At 62.8% G+C, this 16,988-nt stretch carries 11 protein-coding genes; 8 read left to right on the top strand and 3 right to left on the bottom strand.

The annotated features are described in order from the left end of the window. Positions 1–106: 106 nt before the first annotated feature. The 6 genes from lepA to pdxJ all read left to right on the top strand — a co-directional run bounded on the left by lepA (position 107) and on the right by pdxJ (position 6,212). Complete coding sequence (gene lepA / locus BLT00_RS09845) at positions 107–1,906, top strand: translation elongation factor 4 (protein ID WP_063324532.1); 1,800 nt, start codon at positions 107–109, stop codon at positions 1,904–1,906. Positions 1,907–1,911: 5 nt separating this feature from the next. Then, positions 1,912–2,766, top strand: a complete 855-nt coding sequence (gene lepB, locus BLT00_RS09850; protein ID WP_063324533.1) for a signal peptidase I — start codon at positions 1,912–1,914, stop codon at positions 2,764–2,766. A gap of 183 nt (positions 2,767–2,949) precedes the next feature. Then, a complete protein-coding gene (rnc, locus tag BLT00_RS09855; RefSeq protein WP_057448995.1) occupies positions 2,950–3,639 on the top strand; it encodes a ribonuclease III in 690 nt (229 codons plus the stop codon). After that, positions 3,632–4,534, top strand: coding sequence for a GTPase Era (gene era / locus BLT00_RS09860; RefSeq protein ID WP_063324534.1), 903 nt, complete (start codon positions 3,632–3,634; stop codon positions 4,532–4,534). Before rnc ends, era begins: the two co-directional genes overlap by 8 nt. A 195-nt stretch (positions 4,535–4,729) precedes the next feature. Next, a complete protein-coding gene (recO, locus tag BLT00_RS09865) occupies positions 4,730–5,419 on the top strand; it encodes a DNA repair protein RecO (RefSeq protein WP_063324535.1) in 690 nt (229 codons plus the stop codon). A gap of 49 nt (positions 5,420–5,468) precedes the next feature. Next, a complete protein-coding gene (pdxJ, locus tag BLT00_RS09870) occupies positions 5,469–6,212 on the top strand; it encodes a pyridoxine 5'-phosphate synthase (protein WP_063324536.1) in 744 nt (247 codons plus the stop codon). Positions 6,213–6,415: 203 nt separating this feature from the next. On the opposite strand, the gene mltF is transcribed toward pdxJ, so the two are convergent. After that, positions 6,416–7,876, bottom strand: a complete 1,461-nt coding sequence (gene mltF, locus BLT00_RS09875; RefSeq protein ID WP_092146880.1) for a membrane-bound lytic murein transglycosylase MltF — start codon at positions 7,874–7,876, stop codon at positions 6,416–6,418. Positions 7,877–8,164: 288 nt separating this feature from the next. Here mltF and purL point away from each other — a divergent pair, with 288 nt between their 5' ends. Together purL and BLT00_RS09885 are read left to right on the top strand one after the other, a co-directional pair. Next, positions 8,165–12,061: a phosphoribosylformylglycinamidine synthase gene (gene purL / locus BLT00_RS09880; RefSeq protein ID WP_092146882.1), complete on the top strand. Its 3,897-nt coding sequence runs from the start codon at positions 8,165–8,167 to the stop codon at positions 12,059–12,061. Positions 12,062–12,065: 4 nt separating this feature from the next. After that, positions 12,066–12,377, top strand: coding sequence for a YqfO family protein (locus BLT00_RS09885; protein WP_092146884.1), 312 nt, complete (start codon positions 12,066–12,068; stop codon positions 12,375–12,377). Between the two features lie 337 nt (positions 12,378–12,714). Here the strand turns inward: BLT00_RS09885 and nagE are convergent, their stop codons facing one another. Beyond that, positions 12,715–14,430: an N-acetylglucosamine-specific PTS transporter subunit IIBC gene (nagE, locus tag BLT00_RS09890; protein ID WP_092146886.1), complete on the bottom strand. Its 1,716-nt coding sequence runs from the start codon at positions 14,428–14,430 to the stop codon at positions 12,715–12,717. Between the two features lie 33 nt (positions 14,431–14,463). Next, positions 14,464–16,977 (bottom strand): phosphoenolpyruvate--protein phosphotransferase, encoded by a 2,514-nt coding sequence (ptsP, locus tag BLT00_RS09895; protein ID WP_092146888.1) that lies wholly within the window; start codon positions 16,975–16,977, stop codon positions 14,464–14,466. Between the last annotated feature and the right edge of the window lie 11 nt (positions 16,978–16,988).

A 16,988-nucleotide genomic window follows, 5' to 3' on the forward strand; every position in this document is an offset into this window, starting at 1 on the left:
ACGAGAGCTCATCGACCGGCGAACGTGACGCTTGCGCGGTCTATCAGGTACAATTCCCGGCTATTTTTCGGCGGGCTATGCCTGCAGCCTTTTTGAGTGTTGATCCGTGAGTGATTTGAGTCATATCCGCAATTTCTCCATCATCGCCCACATTGACCATGGCAAGTCGACGCTGGCCGATCGCTTCATCCAGATGTGCGGCGGCCTGGCCGAGCGTGAAATGGAAGCCCAGGTCCTGGACTCCATGGACCTCGAACGTGAACGCGGGATCACCATCAAGGCCCACAGCGTTACCCTCTACTACAAGGCCCGCGACGGCATCACCTATCAGCTGAACTTCATCGATACCCCGGGCCACGTCGACTTCACCTATGAAGTCAGCCGGTCGCTGGCGGCCTGTGAAGGTGCGCTGCTGGTGGTCGATGCCGGCCAGGGCGTCGAAGCCCAGTCGGTTGCCAACTGCTACACGGCCATCGAGCAGGGCCTGGAAGTCATGCCGGTGCTGAACAAGATCGACCTGCCCCAGGCCGATCCGGACCGCGTGAAGGAAGAAATCGAGAAAATCATCGGCATCGACGCCACCGACGCGGTCACCTGCAGCGCCAAGACCGGCCTGGGCGTGGACGAAGTGCTCGAGCGCCTGGTGCACACCATTCCCGCGCCGACCGGCAACATCGAAGATCCGCTGCAAGCGTTGATCATCGACTCCTGGTTCGACAACTACCTGGGCGTGGTGTCCCTGGTTCGCGTGCGCCATGGCCGCGTGAAGAAGGGCGACAAGATCCTGGTCAAGTCCACCGGCAAGATCCACCTGGTGGACAGCGTCGGTGTATTCAACCCGAAACACACCGCTACCGTAGACCTGAAGGCCGGTGAAGTGGGCTTCATCATCGCCGGTATCAAGGACATCCACGGGGCGCCGGTCGGCGATACCCTGACCTTGAGTTCCACCCCCGACGTCGATGTGCTGCCAGGTTTCAAACGCATCCAGCCGCAGGTCTATGCCGGCCTGTTCCCGGTCAGCTCCGACGACTTCGAGGATTTCCGCGAAGCCCTGCAGAAGCTGACCCTGAACGACTCGTCCCTGCAATACACCCCGGAAAGTTCCGATGCCCTGGGCTTCGGTTTCCGTTGCGGATTCCTGGGCATGTTGCACATGGAAATCATCCAGGAGCGCCTGGAGCGCGAATACGACCTGGACCTGATCACCACGGCGCCGACGGTTATTTTCGAGCTGTTGCTCAAGAACGGCGAGACCCTCTACGTCGACAACCCGTCCAAGCTGCCGGATCTGTCGGCCATCGAAGACATGCGCGAACCGATCGTGCGGGCCAACATCCTTGTGCCTCAGGAGCACCTGGGCAACGTCATTACGTTGTGCATCGAGAAGCGTGGCGTACAACACGACATGCTGTTCCTCGGCACGCAGGTCCAGGTGACCTACGACCTGCCGATGAACGAGGTGGTACTGGACTTCTTCGACCGCCTCAAATCCACCAGTCGCGGCTATGCTTCGCTGGACTATCATTTCGATCGTTACCAATCGGCTAATCTGGTGAAGCTGGATGTGCTGATCAACGGTGAGAAAGTCGATGCCCTGGCATTGATCGTGCACCGTGACAACGCGCACTACAAAGGTCGTGCATTGACCGAGAAGATGAAGGAACTGATTCCGCGGCAGATGTTCGACGTGGCAATCCAGGCCGCCATTGGCGGGCAGATTGTGGCGCGTACAACCGTCAAGGCGCTCAGAAAGAACGTATTGGCCAAATGCTACGGTGGCGACGTCAGCCGTAAGCGCAAGCTGTTGGAAAAGCAGAAGGCCGGTAAAAAACGCATGAAGCAGGTCGGTAACGTGGAAATTCCACAGGAAGCCTTCCTTGCGGTGCTCAGGTTGGATAGTTAGGTCCTATGTCGCTAAATTTCCCGCTGTTGCTGGTTATCGCCGTGTTTGTCTGCGGCCTGTTGGCGTTGCTTGATCTGTTGTTCCTGGCGCCTCGGCGCCGGGCGGCCATCGCCTCTTATCAGGGCAGCGTCAGCCAGCCTGATGGTGTGGTGATCGAAAAGCTCAACAAGGAACCGCTGCTGGTCGAATACGGCAAGTCGTTCTTCCCGGTGTTGTTCATCGTGCTGGTGCTGCGCTCGTTCCTGGTGGAACCCTTCCAGATTCCCTCCGGCTCGATGAAGCCGACCCTGGACGTGGGCGATTTCATCCTGGTGAACAAGTTTTCCTACGGGATCCGCCTGCCGGTGATCGACAAGAAAGTCATCGAAGTCGGTGATCCGCAACGCGGCGATGTCATGGTGTTCCGCTTCCCGAGCGACCCGAACGTCAACTACATCAAGCGTGTCGTCGGCCTGCCGGGCGACACGGTTCGCTACACCGCCGACAAGCGCCTGTTCGTCAATGGCGAATCCGTGGCCGAACAGTTGCTCGGCTCCGAGCCGGGTACGCTGGGCAGTGCCGAGCTCTACCGGGAAAAACTCGGCGAGGCCGAGCACCTGATCCGCAAGGAAATGAGCCGCTACCGCGCGACACCGGACCATTCGTGGACCGTGCCGGCGGGGCACTACTTCATGATGGGAGACAACCGCGACAACTCCAACGACAGCCGGTACTGGGATGATCCGAACATTCCCAAGGACCTGCTGGGCATGGTCCCGGACCGGAACATCGTCGGCAAGGCCTTTGCGGTCTGGATGAGCTGGCCGGAACCCAAACTCAGTCACCTGCCGAATTTCTCGCGGGTTGGCCTGATCAAGTAATCACCCACGGCGCTGTTGAACACAGCGCCGAATGCTTTTCTGGAGCCTGCGCAAGGTTGCCCGAAGGCATGAAGCCAACGATAGTCAGGACGTATTTTTGAACACAGCGTTAATTGTCCCAAGCCAACGGCGCCTTGCCGCCGTGGCGGTGGAATCCAGCCACGAACTCAGCGTGGGTAAACCGTGAGCGTTTCTCTAAGCCGTCTCGAGCGTCAGCTCGGCTACACCTTCAAGGACCAGGACCTGATGCTCCTGGCCCTCACTCACCGCAGTTTTGCCGGGCGCAACAACGAACGCCTGGAATTCCTCGGTGATGCCATCCTCAACTTCGTGGCCGGTGAGGCGCTGTTCGAGCGTTTCCCGCTGGCCCGCGAAGGCCAATTGTCGCGTTTGCGCGCGCGCTTGGTAAAAGGTGAGACCCTGGCCGTACTGGCCCGTGGTTTTGACCTGGGCGACTACCTGCGCCTGGGCTCCGGCGAGCTGAAAAGTGGCGGTTTCCGTCGCGAATCTATCCTGGCCGATGCCCTGGAAGCCTTGATCGGCGCGATCTATCTGGACTCAGGCATGGAAATGGCGCGTGAACGCGTGCTGGCCTGGCTGACGTCCGAGATCGACAGCCTGACGCTGGTGGACACCAACAAGGATCCGAAGACCCGTTTGCAGGAATTCCTGCAATCGCGCAGTTGCGAGCTGCCGCGCTACGAAGTCGTGGATATCCAGGGTGAGCCGCATTGCCGTACCTTCTTCGTCGAATGCGAAGTGGTCCTATTGAATGAAAAAAGCCGGGGTCAGGGTGTGAGTCGTCGTATTGCCGAACAGGTAGCGGCCGCCGCAGCATTGATTGCCCTGGGTGTGGAGAATGGCAATGACTGATACAACCGTCACCCGCTGCGGCTATGTCGCCATTGTCGGTCGGCCGAACGTGGGTAAATCCACGCTGCTGAACCACATCTTGGGCCAGAAGCTGGCGATCACCTCGCGCAAGCCCCAGACGACCCGCCACAACATGCTGGGCATCAAGACCGAAGGCGCCGTGCAGGCGATCTACGTCGACACCCCGGGCATGCACAAGGGCGGCGAAAAGGCCCTGAACCGCTACATGAACAAGACTGCCTCGGCGGCGTTGAAAGACGTCGACGTGGTGATCTTCGTGGTCGACCGCACCAAGTGGACCGACGAAGACCAGATGGTCCTCGAGCGCGTCCAATACGTCACCGGCCCGCTGATCGTGGCGCTGAACAAGACCGATCGGATCGAAGACAAGGCGGAACTGATGCCGCACCTGTCCTGGTTGCAGGAACAGTTGCCGAACGCCCAGATCATCCCGATCTCTGCCCAGCACGGCCATAACCTCGACGCGTTGGAGCGGGTCATTGCCGAACATCTGCCGGAAAACGATCATTTCTTCCCCGAAGACCAGATCACCGACCGCAGCAGCCGTTTCCTCGCCGCCGAGCTGGTGCGCGAGAAAATCATGCGTCAGATGGGGGCCGAGTTGCCCTACCAGATCACGGTCGAGATCGAAGAGTTCAAGCAACAGGGCAAGACCCTGCACATTCATGCCTTGATCCTCGTCGAACGTGACGGCCAGAAGAAAATCATCATTGGCGACAAGGGCGAGCGCATCAAGCGCATCGGCACCGAGGCGCGCAAGGACATGGAACTGCTGTTCGACTCCAAGATCATGCTCAACCTGTGGGTCAAGGTGAAGGGTGGCTGGTCCGACGACGAGCGGGCGCTGCGGTCGTTGGGTTACGGCGACCTGTAATCCCCGGATCATGGTGGGCGGGCTCTTGTGGCGAGGGAGCTTGCTCCCGCTGGGCTGCGCAGCAGCCCCAATACCCTTCCGGCAACTCGGTGTGTCTGGTAGATCCAAGGGGCAGCTTCGCAGCCCAGCGGGAGCAAGCTCCCTCGCCACAAGGCTCTCTTTCATAGTCGATATCTTCTGATATTCAGGCCCCTGATGTCCCCAAGCCAACCCATCGCCCAACCCGCCTACGTCCTCCACAGCCGCGCCTACCGCGAAAGCAGCGCCCTGGTGGACTTCCTCACGCCGCAAGGGCGGCTGCGGGCGGTGTTGCGTGGGGCGCGGGGCAAGGCCGGGACACTGGCGCGGCCGTTCGTGCCCCTGGAAGTCGAGTTCCGTGGTCGAGGCGAGTTGAAAAATGTCGGGCGCATGGAAAGCAATGGCGTCGCGGCGTGGCTCAACGGTGAGGCGCTGTTCAGCGGCTTGTACCTCAATGAACTGCTGATCCGCCTGCTGCCGGCCGAAGATCCCCACCCGGCCGTCTTCGACCACTACGCCGCCACGCTACTGGCCCTGGCTGAAGGGCGGCCGCTGGAGCCGCTGCTGCGCTCCTTTGAGTGGCGGCTACTGGATGACCTGGGCTACGGCTTCGCTCTGAACACTGATCTGCACGGCGAACCCGTCGCAGCGGACGGTCTTTACCGCTTACAGGTGGATGCTGGCCTGGAGCAGGTCTACCTGTTGCAACCGGGGCTGTTCAACGGGGCCGAGCTGCTGGCGATGGCCGAGGCCGATTGGAGTGCGCCAGGCGCCTTGTCGGCAGCCAAGCGGCTGATGCGCCAGGCCCTGGCTGTGCATCTGGGCGGGCGGCCGCTGGTCAGTCGCGAGTTGTTTCGCAAGCCCTGATCAACCCGTATGCTGTGGGCCGACTATTCGTCCATTCAGGAGCCTTTTTGTGAGCACCAGCAATCGCATTCTTCTCGGCGTGAACATCGACCATGTCGCCACCCTGCGCCAGGCCCGGGGTACGCGTTACCCGGATCCGGTCAAGGCCGCATTGGACGCGGAAGAGGCGGGCGCCGACGGCATCACCGTACACTTGCGTGAAGACCGTCGTCACATCCAGGAGCGAGATGTGCTGCTGCTCAAGGACGTGCTGCAAACCCGCATGAACTTCGAAATGGGCGTGACCGAAGAGATGATGGCGTTCGCTGAGCTCATCCGCCCGGCGCACATCTGCCTGGTGCCGGAGACTCGCCAGGAGCTGACCACCGAAGGCGGCCTCGACGTGGCGGGGCAGGAGGCGCGGATCAGCTTGGCAGTGGAGCGCTTGTCGAAGATCGGCGCCGAGGTATCGCTGTTCATTGATGCCGACGAACGGCAGATCGAGGCTTCCAAGCGTGTTGGCGCACCGGCCATCGAGCTGCACACGGGCCGTTACGCTGATGCCGAGACTCCCACGGATGTGGCCGATGAGCTGCAGCGAGTCGCTGACGGTGTCGCCTTCGGCCTGGCCAAGGGCCTGATCGTCAACGCCGGCCATGGCCTGCACTACCATAACGTCGAAGCCGTCGCGGCGATCAAGGGCATCAACGAGCTGAACATCGGCCACGCGTTGGTGGCCCATGCGTTGTTCGTCGGGTTCAAGTCGGCTGTATCGGAAATGAAAGCGCTGATCCTGGCTGCCGCCAAGTCCTGACCGCGGCCATAAGACTGGCTGCTCACTTAGGGCTTGCCTGATTCATTGTGGCGAGGGAGCTTGCTCCCGCTGGGCTGCGCAGCAGCCCCTTGGATCTGCCAGACACACCGGGTTGCCAGGGAGTTACTAGGGCCGCTTCGCGCCCCAGCGGGAGCAAGCTCCCTCGCCACAGATTCATCACTGCATCGGGATGGTGCACAGCTTCAGAGCTGCGGGCTTTCCTGGTTAGGCTTGCTCTTGTCGACACCCGGCACGTGCAGATTGCCCTCGGCCACCTGGTTGCCTTCGAGCTGCGGCTGCGTCACCCAGGTCAGGATGTCGTAGTAGCGACGGATGTTCGCCACGAAATGCACCGGCTCGCCGCCCCGGGCGTAGCCATAGCGGGTCTTGCTGTACCACTGTTTCTGCGACAGGCGCGGCAGGATCTTCTTCACATCCAGCCACTTGTTCGGGTTCAGCCCTTCCTTGGCCGCCAGTTTGCGCGCGTCGTCCAGGTGACCGCTGCCCACGTTATAGGCGGCGAGGGCGAACCAGGTGCGGTCGGGCTCCTGGATGCTTTCGTCCAGTTGATCCTTCATGTAGGCCAGGTACTTGGCGCCGCCCATGATGCTCTGCTTCGGATCCAGGCGGTTGGATACGCCCATGGCCTGGGCGGTGTTCTGGGTCAGCATCATCAGGCCGCGCACGCCGGTCTTGGACGTGACCGCCGGTTGCCACAGCGATTCCTGATAGCCAATGGCGGCCAGCAGGCGCCAGTCGACTTTCTCTTTCTTGGCGTAGGCCTTGAAGTGCTGTTCGTATTTGGGCAGCCGTTGCTGCAAATGCTGGGCGAAGGTGGTGGCGCCCATGTAGCCGAGGACATCGACGTGCCCGTAATAGCGGTCTTTGAGGCGCTGCAGGGTGCCGTTCTTCTGCACTTTGTCCAGGTAGCTGTTGATCTCGTTGAGCAGGCTGTTGTCTTCACCGGGGGCGACCGCCCAACTCTGGCTGCGGGCATCACCCAGGTCGAACGCCACGCGCACGTTGGGGAAGTACACCTGGTTCATCGCCACTTCGTTGGAGTCCACCAGGGTCAGGTCGATCTGGCCCTCATCCACCATGCGTAGCAGGTCGACCACTTCAACCGCGTCGGACTCTTCGTATTCGATGCCCGGGTATTGCTGTTTAAGCTGTGCCAGTTGTTCGGCGTGAGTGCTGCCCTTGAGCACCATGATTTTTTTGCCGGCCAAAGCGGCGGCGTCGGTGGGGCGTGACTGGCCGTTGCGGTAGATGATCTGCGGGGTGACTTCCAGGTAGGAGCGGGAAAACCGTACCTGCTTCTTGCGCTGTTCGCTGCTGACCAGGCCCGCGGCCGCCAATACCGGACCGTTGGGCTTGCCGATCTGGCTGAACAGATCGTCGAGGTTGTCGGCGGTCTCTATCTTCAGTTCCACCCCCAAATCGTCGGCGAAGCGCTTCACCAGCTCGTACTCGAAGCCGGTTTCACCGTTACGATCCTCAAAGTAGGTGGCGGGGCTGTTTCGGGTAACCACCCGCAGCACGCCATCCTCCTTTACGCGCTCCAGTGTGTTGGGTTTCTCAACACAACCACTGAGCACCAGGAAGAGTCCGGTTGCGATCAGCCATCTGGCATATCGCGGACGCAAAGCCGTTGGGGAAAACATCTGCGCAGTATACGCAAACGGCCCCTACCGCCATATCTCGACAGCAAAAGGCCAGTCTGCTAGCCATTGCAAAACATGTCCGCAACACAGGCCGGCCGGGGGGCGCAGGGCTTTGCATCGCTGAAAAATATCTCTTCGGCAGCCTTGGCGCGGGTGTCCGATACCGTCGCGCACGCAAAGACCGACATTCGGCCAGCACTGCGCGTGCCGTTTCGGGTGCCGTTGCCGGCGGTTTAGGCTAGAATGCACGGCCTCAAAGCACACCCCCTTCCCGAGGCTGTCCCGAAGATGTTGATCCTGCGCGGCGCTCCTGCCCTTTCTGCCTTTCGCCACAGCAAACTCCTTGAGCAACTGAGCCAGAAGGTTCCGGCTGTCAGTGGCTTGTATGCTGAATTCGCTCACTTCGCCGAAGTCACCGGCGGTTTGACCGGCGACGAACAGCAGGTGCTTGCGCGCCTTCTGAAGTACGGTCCCAGTGTTCCTGTCCAGGAGCCGGCCGGTCGCCTGTTCCTGGTACTGCCGCGTTTCGGCACCATTTCGCCGTGGTCGAGCAAGGCCAGCGACATCGCCCGCAACTGCGGCCTGGCGAAAGTCCAGCGCCTGGAGCGCGGCATTGCCTTTTATGTCGCCGGTGAGTTCAGCGAGGCCGAGGCCCAACTGATCGCCGACGGCCTGCATGACCGCATGACCCAGGTCGTGCTGGGCAACCTGGAGCAGGCCGCCGGCCTGTTCAGCCACGCCGAACCCAAGCCACTGACCGCCATCGACGTACTGGGCGGCGGCCGTGCCGCGCTGGAAAAAGCCAACGGCGAACTGGGCCTGGCCCTGGCCGAAGACGAGATCGATTACCTGGTCAACGCTTTCCAGGGCTTGAAGCGCAACCCGCACGACATCGAATTGATGATGTTCGCCCAGGCCAACTCCGAGCACTGCCGCCACAAGATCTTCAACGCCAGTTGGGACATTGACGGCCAGAGCCAGGAAAAAAGCCTGTTTGGCATGATCAAGAACACCTACCAGATGCACAACGAAGGTGTGCTCTCGGCCTACAAGGACAACGCCGCGGTGATCGTCGGCAACGTTGCCGGTCGTTTCTACCCGAACCCTGAGACCCGCCAGTACGGTGCGGTCCAGGAGCCGGTGCACATCCTCATGAAGGTCGAGACCCACAACCACCCGACCGCCATCGCGCCGTTCCCGGGCGCGTCCACCGGTTCCGGTGGCGAGATCCGCGACGAAGGCGCCACCGGGCGTGGTGCCAAGCCCAAGGCCGGCCTGACCGGCTTCACCGTGTCGAACCTGCAGATCCCGGGTTTTGAACAGCCGTGGGAAAAGCCGTACGGCAAGCCTGAGCGCATCGTCAACGCCCTGGACATCATGATCGAAGGCCCCCTGGGGGGCGCGGCGTTCAACAACGAATTCGGCCGTCCGGCCCTGACCGGTTACTTCCGTACCTTCGAACAGTCCATCACCACCCCGCGCGGTGAGGAAGTCCGTGGTTACCACAAGCCGATCATGTTGGCTGGCGGCATGGGCAACATCCGCGCCGACCACGTGCAGAAAGGCGAGATCCTGGTCGGCTCCAAGCTGATCGTCCTCGGTGGCCCGGCCATGCTGATCGGCCTGGGTGGCGGCGCCGCGTCCTCCATGGCCACCGGCACCAGCTCGGCCGACCTGGACTTTGCGTCGGTCCAGCGGGAAAACCCGGAAATGGAACGCCGTTGCCAGGAAGTCATCGACCGTTGCTGGCAGTTGGGTGAACACAACCCCATCAGCTTCATCCACGACGTCGGCGCGGGCGGCCTGTCCAACGCCTTCCCGGAACTGGTCAACGACGGCGGCCGCGGTGGCCGCTTCGAACTGCGCAACATTCCAAACGACGAGCCGGGCATGGCCCCGCACGAAATCTGGAGCAACGAATCCCAGGAGCGTTACGTCCTGGCGGTCGGTCCGGCCGACTTCGAACGTTTCCAAGCCATTTGCGAGCGCGAGCGTTGCCCGTTCGCCGTGGTCGGTGAAGCCACCGCCGAGCCGCAACTGACCGTCACCGACAGCCATTTCGGCAACAGCCCGGTGGACATGCCGCTGGAAGTGCTGCTGGGCAAAGCCCCGCGCATGCACCGTTCGGCCGTTCGCGAAGCGGAGCTGGGCGATGATTTCGATCCATCGACACTCGACATCGCCGACTCCATCGAGCGTGTACTGCATCACCCGGCCGTGGCGAGCAAGAGCTTCCTGATCACCATCGGCGACCGCACCATCACCGGCCTCGTGGCCCGTGACCAGATGGTCGGCCCATGGCAGGTGCCGGTGGCCGACGTGGCCGTGACCGCCACCAGCTTCGACGTCTACACCGGTGAAGCCATGGCGATGGGCGAGCGTACTCCGCTGGCGCTGCTGGACGCCCCGGCGTCGGGCCGCATGGCGATCGGCGAGACCTTGACCAACATCGCGGCTTCGCGCATTGGCAAGATTTCCGACATCAAGTTGTCGGCCAACTGGATGTCCGCCGCCGGTCACCCGGGTGAAGACGCCCGCCTGTACGACACCGTCAAGGCTGTCGGCATGGAGCTGTGCCCGGAGCTGGGCATCACCATTCCGGTGGGCAAGGACTCCATGTCCATGGCCACGCGCTGGAGCGACGAAGGCGTGGACAAGAGCGTGACCTCGCCGCTGTCGCTGATCGTGACCGGTTTCGCCCCGGTCACCGACATCCGCCAGACCCTGACCCCGCAACTGCGCATGGACAAGGGCACCACCGATCTGATCCTGATCGACCTGGGCCGTGGCCAACACCGCATGGGCGCCTCGATCCTGGCCCAGGTGCACGGCAAGCTCGGCTCGCAAGCGCCGGACGTCGACGATGCCGAAGACCTGAAAGCGTTCTTCGCCGTGATCCAGGGCCTCAACGCCGACGGTCACCTGCTGGCCTACCACGACCGTTCCGACGGCGGCTTGCTGACCACCGTGGTGGAAATGGCCTTTGCCGGTCACTGCGGCCTGAGCCTGACCCTCGACAGCGTGGCCGAGTCCAGCGCCGAAATCCCGGCCATCCTGTTCAACGAAGAGTTGGGCGCGGTGATCCAGGTTCGCCAGGACGCCACCCCGGACATCCTCGCCCAGTTCAGCGCGGCTGGCCTGGCCGACTGCGTTTCGGTGATCGGCCAGCCGATCAACAACGCCCACATCAACATCACCTTCAACGGCGACACCGTCTTCGAAGGCCAGCGCAGCCTGTTGCAGCGCCAGTGGGCGGAAACCAGCTACCAGATCCAGCGCCTGCGGGACAACGCCGACTGCGCCGAGCAGGAATTCGATGCACTGCTGGAAGAAGACAACCCGGGCCTGAGCGCCAAGCTCAGCTACGACGTCAACCACGACGTGGCCGCGCCCTACATCAAGAAAGGCATTCGCCCACAAGTGGCGGTCCTGCGCGAGCAGGGCGTCAACGGTCAGGTGGAAATGGCGGCGGCATTCGACCGTGCCGGTTTCAACGCGATCGACGTGCACATGAGCGACATCCTGGCCGGTCGTGTCGACCTGAATGACTTCAAGGGCATGGTCGCTTGTGGCGGTTTCTCCTACGGCGACGTGCTGGGTGCCGGTGAAGGCTGGGCCAAGTCGGCGCTGTTCAACAGCCGTGCCCGCGATGCGTTCCAGGGCTTCTTCGAACGTACCGACAGCTTCACCCTCGGCGTGTGCAACGGTTGCCAGATGATGTCCAACCTGCACGAACTGATCCCGGGCAGCGAGTTCTGGCCGCACTTCGTGCGTAACCGTTCCGAGCAGTTCGAAGCGCGCGTGGCGATGGTCCAGGTGCAGGAATCGAACTCGATCTTCCTGCAGGGCATGGCCGGTTCGCGCATGCCGATCGCCATCGCCCACGGCGAAGGCCATGCGGAATTCGAAAGCGAAGAGGCGCTGCTCGAAGCGGACCTGTCCGGTTGCGTGTCGCTGCGGTTCGTCGACAACCACGGCAAGGTCACCGAAACCTACCCGGCCAACCCGAACGGCTCGCCGCGCGGGATCACCGGCCTGACCAGCCGCGACGGCCGCGTCACGATCATGATGCCGCACCCGGAGCGCGTATTCCGCGCGGTGCAGAACTCGTGGCGTTCGGACGACTGGAACGAAGACGCGCCATGGATGCGCATGTTCCGTAACGCGCGCGTCTGGGTGAACTAAGGCGGTGTACAAGCTCTGCTTCTTCGTCCCGGCCAGCCATCTGGACGTGGTCAAAAACGCCGTATTCGCTGCCGGTGGCGGGCGAATCGGCGACTATGACCACTGCGCCTGGCAAGTCTTGGGCCTGGGCCAGTTTCGCCCGTTGGACGGCAGCCAGCCGTTCATCGGCGAGGCGGGACAGGTCGAGCAGGTCGAGGAATGGAAAGTGGAGCTTGTCGTTGCCGATGAGCTGATTCGTGGGGTAGTGGAGGCGTTGAAACAGAGCCATCCCTACGAGACACCGGCGTATGAAGTGTGGCGGTTGGAGGATTTTTGATCCCGGGCCGTTGAAATGAAAAACCCGCTGATGAATCAGCGGGTTTTTTATTGGGCGCTATTTGAAGCCGATTTATCTATGTACACGACCCCTGTGGCGAGGGAGCTTGCTCCCGCTGGGCTGCGCAGCAGCCCCAATAACACTCTGGCAACTCGGTGTGTCTGGCAGATCCAAGGGGCTGCTTCGCACCCCAGCGGGAGCAAGCTCCCTCGCCACGGGGATTGTACTTTTCCAGAGAGAGTGGTGTGGATCACCGGTCGAACAACACAAATTCTCTGTGGGAGCTTGCTCGCGATAGCGATTCACCGGTGTAAACGGAACCACAGAGATTGGGGGACTAGGCTTTCACATCGGCCTGACGGCTCAGCACCATTCCCTCCAACACTTGCCACAACCCCGGCGCTTTCTCCCCCAGCAACAGGTGCCAGACACCGCCTTCCAACGGGCTGACCCCCTGGCATCCCAGTGCCCTGAGGCCGCTTTCCGACAGTCTTTTGCCATCGGCCAGGCGCACCCGCAACCGGCTCATCGCCACGCAATCGAGCTGCAACACATTGCCACCGCCACCCAGCGCATCCAGCCACTGTTGCGCTTCGACCCCGGACACGCTGGTCGCGGTGACCGGTTCAACCACCGTGGCCACGGGCGCAGCGGCAGGGCGGTCGGAGGAAGGCAGGGCCAGGCGGATTTCATCGGCGATGCTGTCGGCCATCGGCCCGACCACCACTTGCAAACTCCCGCCATTGCCGGGACGCACCACGGCCATGGCGCCCAGGGCCTTGAGTTGCGCGTCGGAGGCCTTGTTGCGATCCACCATGTCCAACCGCAGCCGAGTGGTGCAGGCGCCGACGGTGATCAGGTTGTCGGCACCGCCGAGTGCTTCGATGTAGGCCCCGGCTCGTTGGTTCTGGGCGATGACCGGTTTGTCACCGGCGGGCACTTCTTCACGCCCTGGGGTTTTCAGGTCGAAGCGGCGAATGCAGAAGTCGAACACCGTGTAATAGATCACGGCATAGACCAGTCCCACCGGCACCACCAGCCAGCCGTTATTCGACTTGCCCCAGCCGAGCACCATGTCGATGAAGCCGCCGGAGAAGGTAAAGCCCAAGCGGATGTTCAGCCAATCGGTGATCGCCATCGACAGCCCGGTGAGCAAGGCATGCAACAGGAACAGCAGCGGCGCAAGGAACATGAAGGCGAACTCGATCGGTTCGGTGACACCCGTGAGAAACGACGTCAGCGCCATGGACAGCAGGATCCCCCCCATGACTTTGCGCCGCTGGGGCAGGGCATTGCGGTACATCGCCAGGCACGCAGCGGGCAGGCCGAAGAGCATCACCGGGAACATGCCGGTCATGAACTGGCCGCTATTCGGGTCGCCGGCAAAGTAGCGGGTCAGGTCGCCGGTGACCACCGCGCCGGTTTGCGGATCGGTGAAGCTGCCGAAGATGAACCAGGCCATATTATTGAGGATGTGGTGCAGGCCGGTGACGATCAGCAGCCGGTTGAACACGCCGAACACGAAGGCACCGAAACTGCCGCTTTCCATCAGCAAGGCGCCGAAACTGTTGATGCCCTGCTGGATCGGCGGCCAGATCAGGCCGAACACCACCCCCAGGCCCACGGCGCTGAAACCGGTGACAATCGGCACGAAGCGCCGACCACCGAAGAACGCCAGGTATTCCGGCAGCTTGATGTCCTTGAAACGGTTGTACAGCGCGCCGGCCAGCAGGCCACTGATGATCCCGGCGAGCATGCCCATGTTGATGCTGGCATCGAGCACCTTCAAGGTCGCGATCATCACCAGGTAACCGATGGCCCCGGCCAACCCCGCCGTCCCGTTGTTGTCCCGGGCGAAGCCCACGGCGATGCCGATGGAGAAGATCAGCGGCAGGTTGGCAAAAATCGCCTGGCCGGCATCGTGGATGATGGCGATGTTCAACAGGTCGGTGTCGCCCAGGCGCAGTAACAGGCCGGCGATGGGCAGGATCGCGATGGGCAGCATCAGTGCCCGGCCGAGGCGTTGCAGTCCTTCGATGAAATGCTGGTACATGGCGTCTCTCCCTTTATTGTTCTTCGACGTGGCTCAGCCCAGGGGCCAGTGTTGATGACAGGCCTGGCGCACGGCGGCGGCACTGCCCAGGTTCAGCAGCTCGCCGCTGAGGCGGGCGCACTGGGCGGCGTCGAGGTGCCGCACGCGGTCCTTGATTGCGCCGATCTGCGGCGGACTGACCGACAGTTCACGTACACCCAGCCCAATCAGCACCGGCATCGCCAGTGGATCGGAGGCCAGGGCGCCGCATACACCCACCCAGCGACCATGTTTCGCCGCGCCGGCACAGGTCTGGGCGATCAGCCGCAGCAGCGCCGGGTGCAGGGCATCGACCCGGGCGGCGAGGCCGGCATGGTCGCGGTCCATGGCCAGGGTGTATTGCGACAGGTCGTTGGTGCCGATGGACAGGAAGTCCGCATGCTCGGCCAATTGTTCGGCCAGCAACGCGGCGGCCGGCACTTCGATCATCACTCCCAATTGCGGGCGTTCGCCCAGGCCCAGTTCGGTGCCGAGGGCATCTAGGCGTTGGCGGATGTGCAGCAGTTCGTCGACTTCGGTGACCATGGGCAACAGGATCCGGCAGCGCCGCAGCGGACGGGTTTGCAGCAAGGCCCGCAGTTGCTGGTCCAGCAGATCCGGTCGCACCTGGGCCAGGCGAATGCCGCGCAGGCCCAGCACCGGGTTGGCTTCGGTCGGCAGCGGCAGGTAATCCAGCTGCTTGTCACCGCCCACGTCGATGGTGCGGATGATCACCGGCTTGTCGCCCATGGCCTCGAGCACGGCTTGGTAGGCCTGGCGTTGTTCCTCTTCGTCGGGCGCGGTATGACGGTCGACGAACAGAAATTCGGTGCGCAGCAAGCCAACACCGTCGGCACCGTTTGCCCAGGCCTGGGCTGCATCGTCGCTGGAGGCGACGTTGGCCGCCACTTCCACGGTGACGCCGTCAAGGGTCTGGGCCGGGGTGTGGGCGAGCGCTTGTTGTTGGGCGCGTCGGCTGGTCTGCCGGAGCCGCTCTTGATGCACCTGGGCCAGGCGCTCGGCGCTGGGCCTAAGTTCGAGGCGACCGTCGTCTGCATCCAGCACCACCCCTTGCCCCAGCGCCTGGGCAAGCAGCTCGTCACCCAGCGCCACCAGGCACGGCAAGCCTTTGCCCCGGGCCAGGATCGCCACATGGGAGGTTGCGCCGCCCTCGACCATGCACACGCCGGCCACGCCTTGGGCGCTGAGTTGCAGCAGGTCCGACGGGGTCAGTTCCTGGGCGGCGACGATGGTGCCGGGCGCCACGTCGAATTGCCAGGCCTCACCCAGCAACACCCGCAGGACCCGTTGGCGCAGGTCGCGCAAATCATTGGCGCGCTCGGCCAGCAATGTGCTGCCCAGTTGTTGCAGCACCTGGCATTGCCCATCGATGGAGTGGCTCCAGGCGTGGGTCGCGGCGCTGCCTTGTTCGATAAAGAGGTAGGCGGCATCCAGCAACACTGGGTCTTCGAGCAACGCCAGATGAGCGCTGAAGATCGCTTCTTCGTCGCGGTGGCGTCGGGCCTTGGCGTTTTCCAGGGTGAGGCGGATTTCGCCACTGACCTGAGCCAAGGCATTGTCCAAGCGGTGTCGCTGCTCTTCGACGTCATGGCCGCCAGTGTCCTGGGGCAATTGAATGCCATTCAGCCGAACCAGCGGCCCGGTCACCAGGCCGGGGGCGGCACACACGCCATGGAGCACACCGTTTTCGGCGGCAGGGCGTTGCGGCTTGATGGCTGGCGCCACGGCATGGGCTTCTTCCGCCAGGGCTGTGGATAAGGTCGCCAGCAAGGCTTGCAGCGCCGCCTCGGCATCGCTGCCCTGGCAACTGACGTGCACTTGCGCTTGTTCGGTGATGGCCAGGCCCATCATCCCCATCACGCTGTCGCAAGAGGCCGACTTGCCTTGGAAATGCAGGTGCGAGCGGCTCTTGAAGCCCTGGGCGGTCTGGCGAATCAGCGCCGCCGGCCGGGCATGCAGGCCGCCGCGATGGGCGATGCGGACCTGGCCGAAGACTTCGTGGCCGATCTCCTGGTCATCGTGTGACGTTTCGCCCGGGGCCTTGGCGATGATATGCAGCAGTGGTTCGCCGACCTTCACCCCCTTGAGCGTGATGGGCCGCGCCTGGAAGTGTTCGCCGTTGGTGATGACCAACAGGCTGACCAGGCTCTTGCAGCGCAGTGCCACTTTGTCCACGTCGTAACGCAGCAGCGGCTGACCATTGCTGACCCGCGCCCCTTCCTTGACCAGCATGGAAAACCCGTCGCCCTGCAGCTCGACCGTGTCCAGGCCCAGGTGCAGCAACAGTTCGGCGCCGTTGTCGGCCCGCAGGGTCACGGCGTGGCCAGTGCGGGCGACGTGAATCACTTCACCAGCGCAGGGCGCGTAGAGGGTGTCGTTCAGCGGGTCGATGGCGATCCCGTCGCCCATGGCGCCGCTGGCGAACACCGCGTCCGGGACGTTGGCGAGGGTGAGCACCGGGCCGCTGAGCGGGGCGCTGAGGGTCAGCTCTTTATTATTGTTGGGCATGGGGCGCTCTC

Origin of the sequence: Pseudomonas sp. NFACC51 (assembly GCF_900103575.1) — a bacterium.
In the GTDB taxonomy this organism is placed as follows: Bacteria; Pseudomonadota; Gammaproteobacteria; order Pseudomonadales; family Pseudomonadaceae; genus Aquipseudomonas; species Aquipseudomonas fluorescens_Q.

What these genes read in the sequence shown, in the direction of transcription:
- lepB (WP_063324533.1), top strand. Translation starts at nt 1,912, where the DNA reads ATGTCGCTAAATTTCCCGCTGTTGCTGGTTATCGCCGTGTTTGTCTGC.
- era (WP_063324534.1), top strand. Translation starts at nt 3,632, where the DNA reads ATGACTGATACAACCGTCACCCGCTGCGGCTATGTCGCCATTGTCGGT.
- recO (WP_063324535.1), top strand. Translation starts at nt 4,730, where the DNA reads ATGTCCCCAAGCCAACCCATCGCCCAACCCGCCTACGTCCTCCACAGC.
- mltF (WP_092146880.1), bottom strand. Translation starts at nt 7,876, where the DNA reads ATGTTTTCCCCAACGGCTTTGCGTCCGCGATATGCCAGATGGCTGATC.
- purL (WP_092146882.1), top strand. Translation starts at nt 8,165, where the DNA reads ATGTTGATCCTGCGCGGCGCTCCTGCCCTTTCTGCCTTTCGCCACAGC.
- nagE (WP_092146886.1), bottom strand. Translation starts at nt 14,430, where the DNA reads ATGTACCAGCATTTCATCGAAGGACTGCAACGCCTCGGCCGGGCACTG.
- ptsP (WP_092146888.1), bottom strand. Translation starts at nt 16,977, where the DNA reads ATGCCCAACAATAATAAAGAGCTGACCCTCAGCGCCCCGCTCAGCGGC.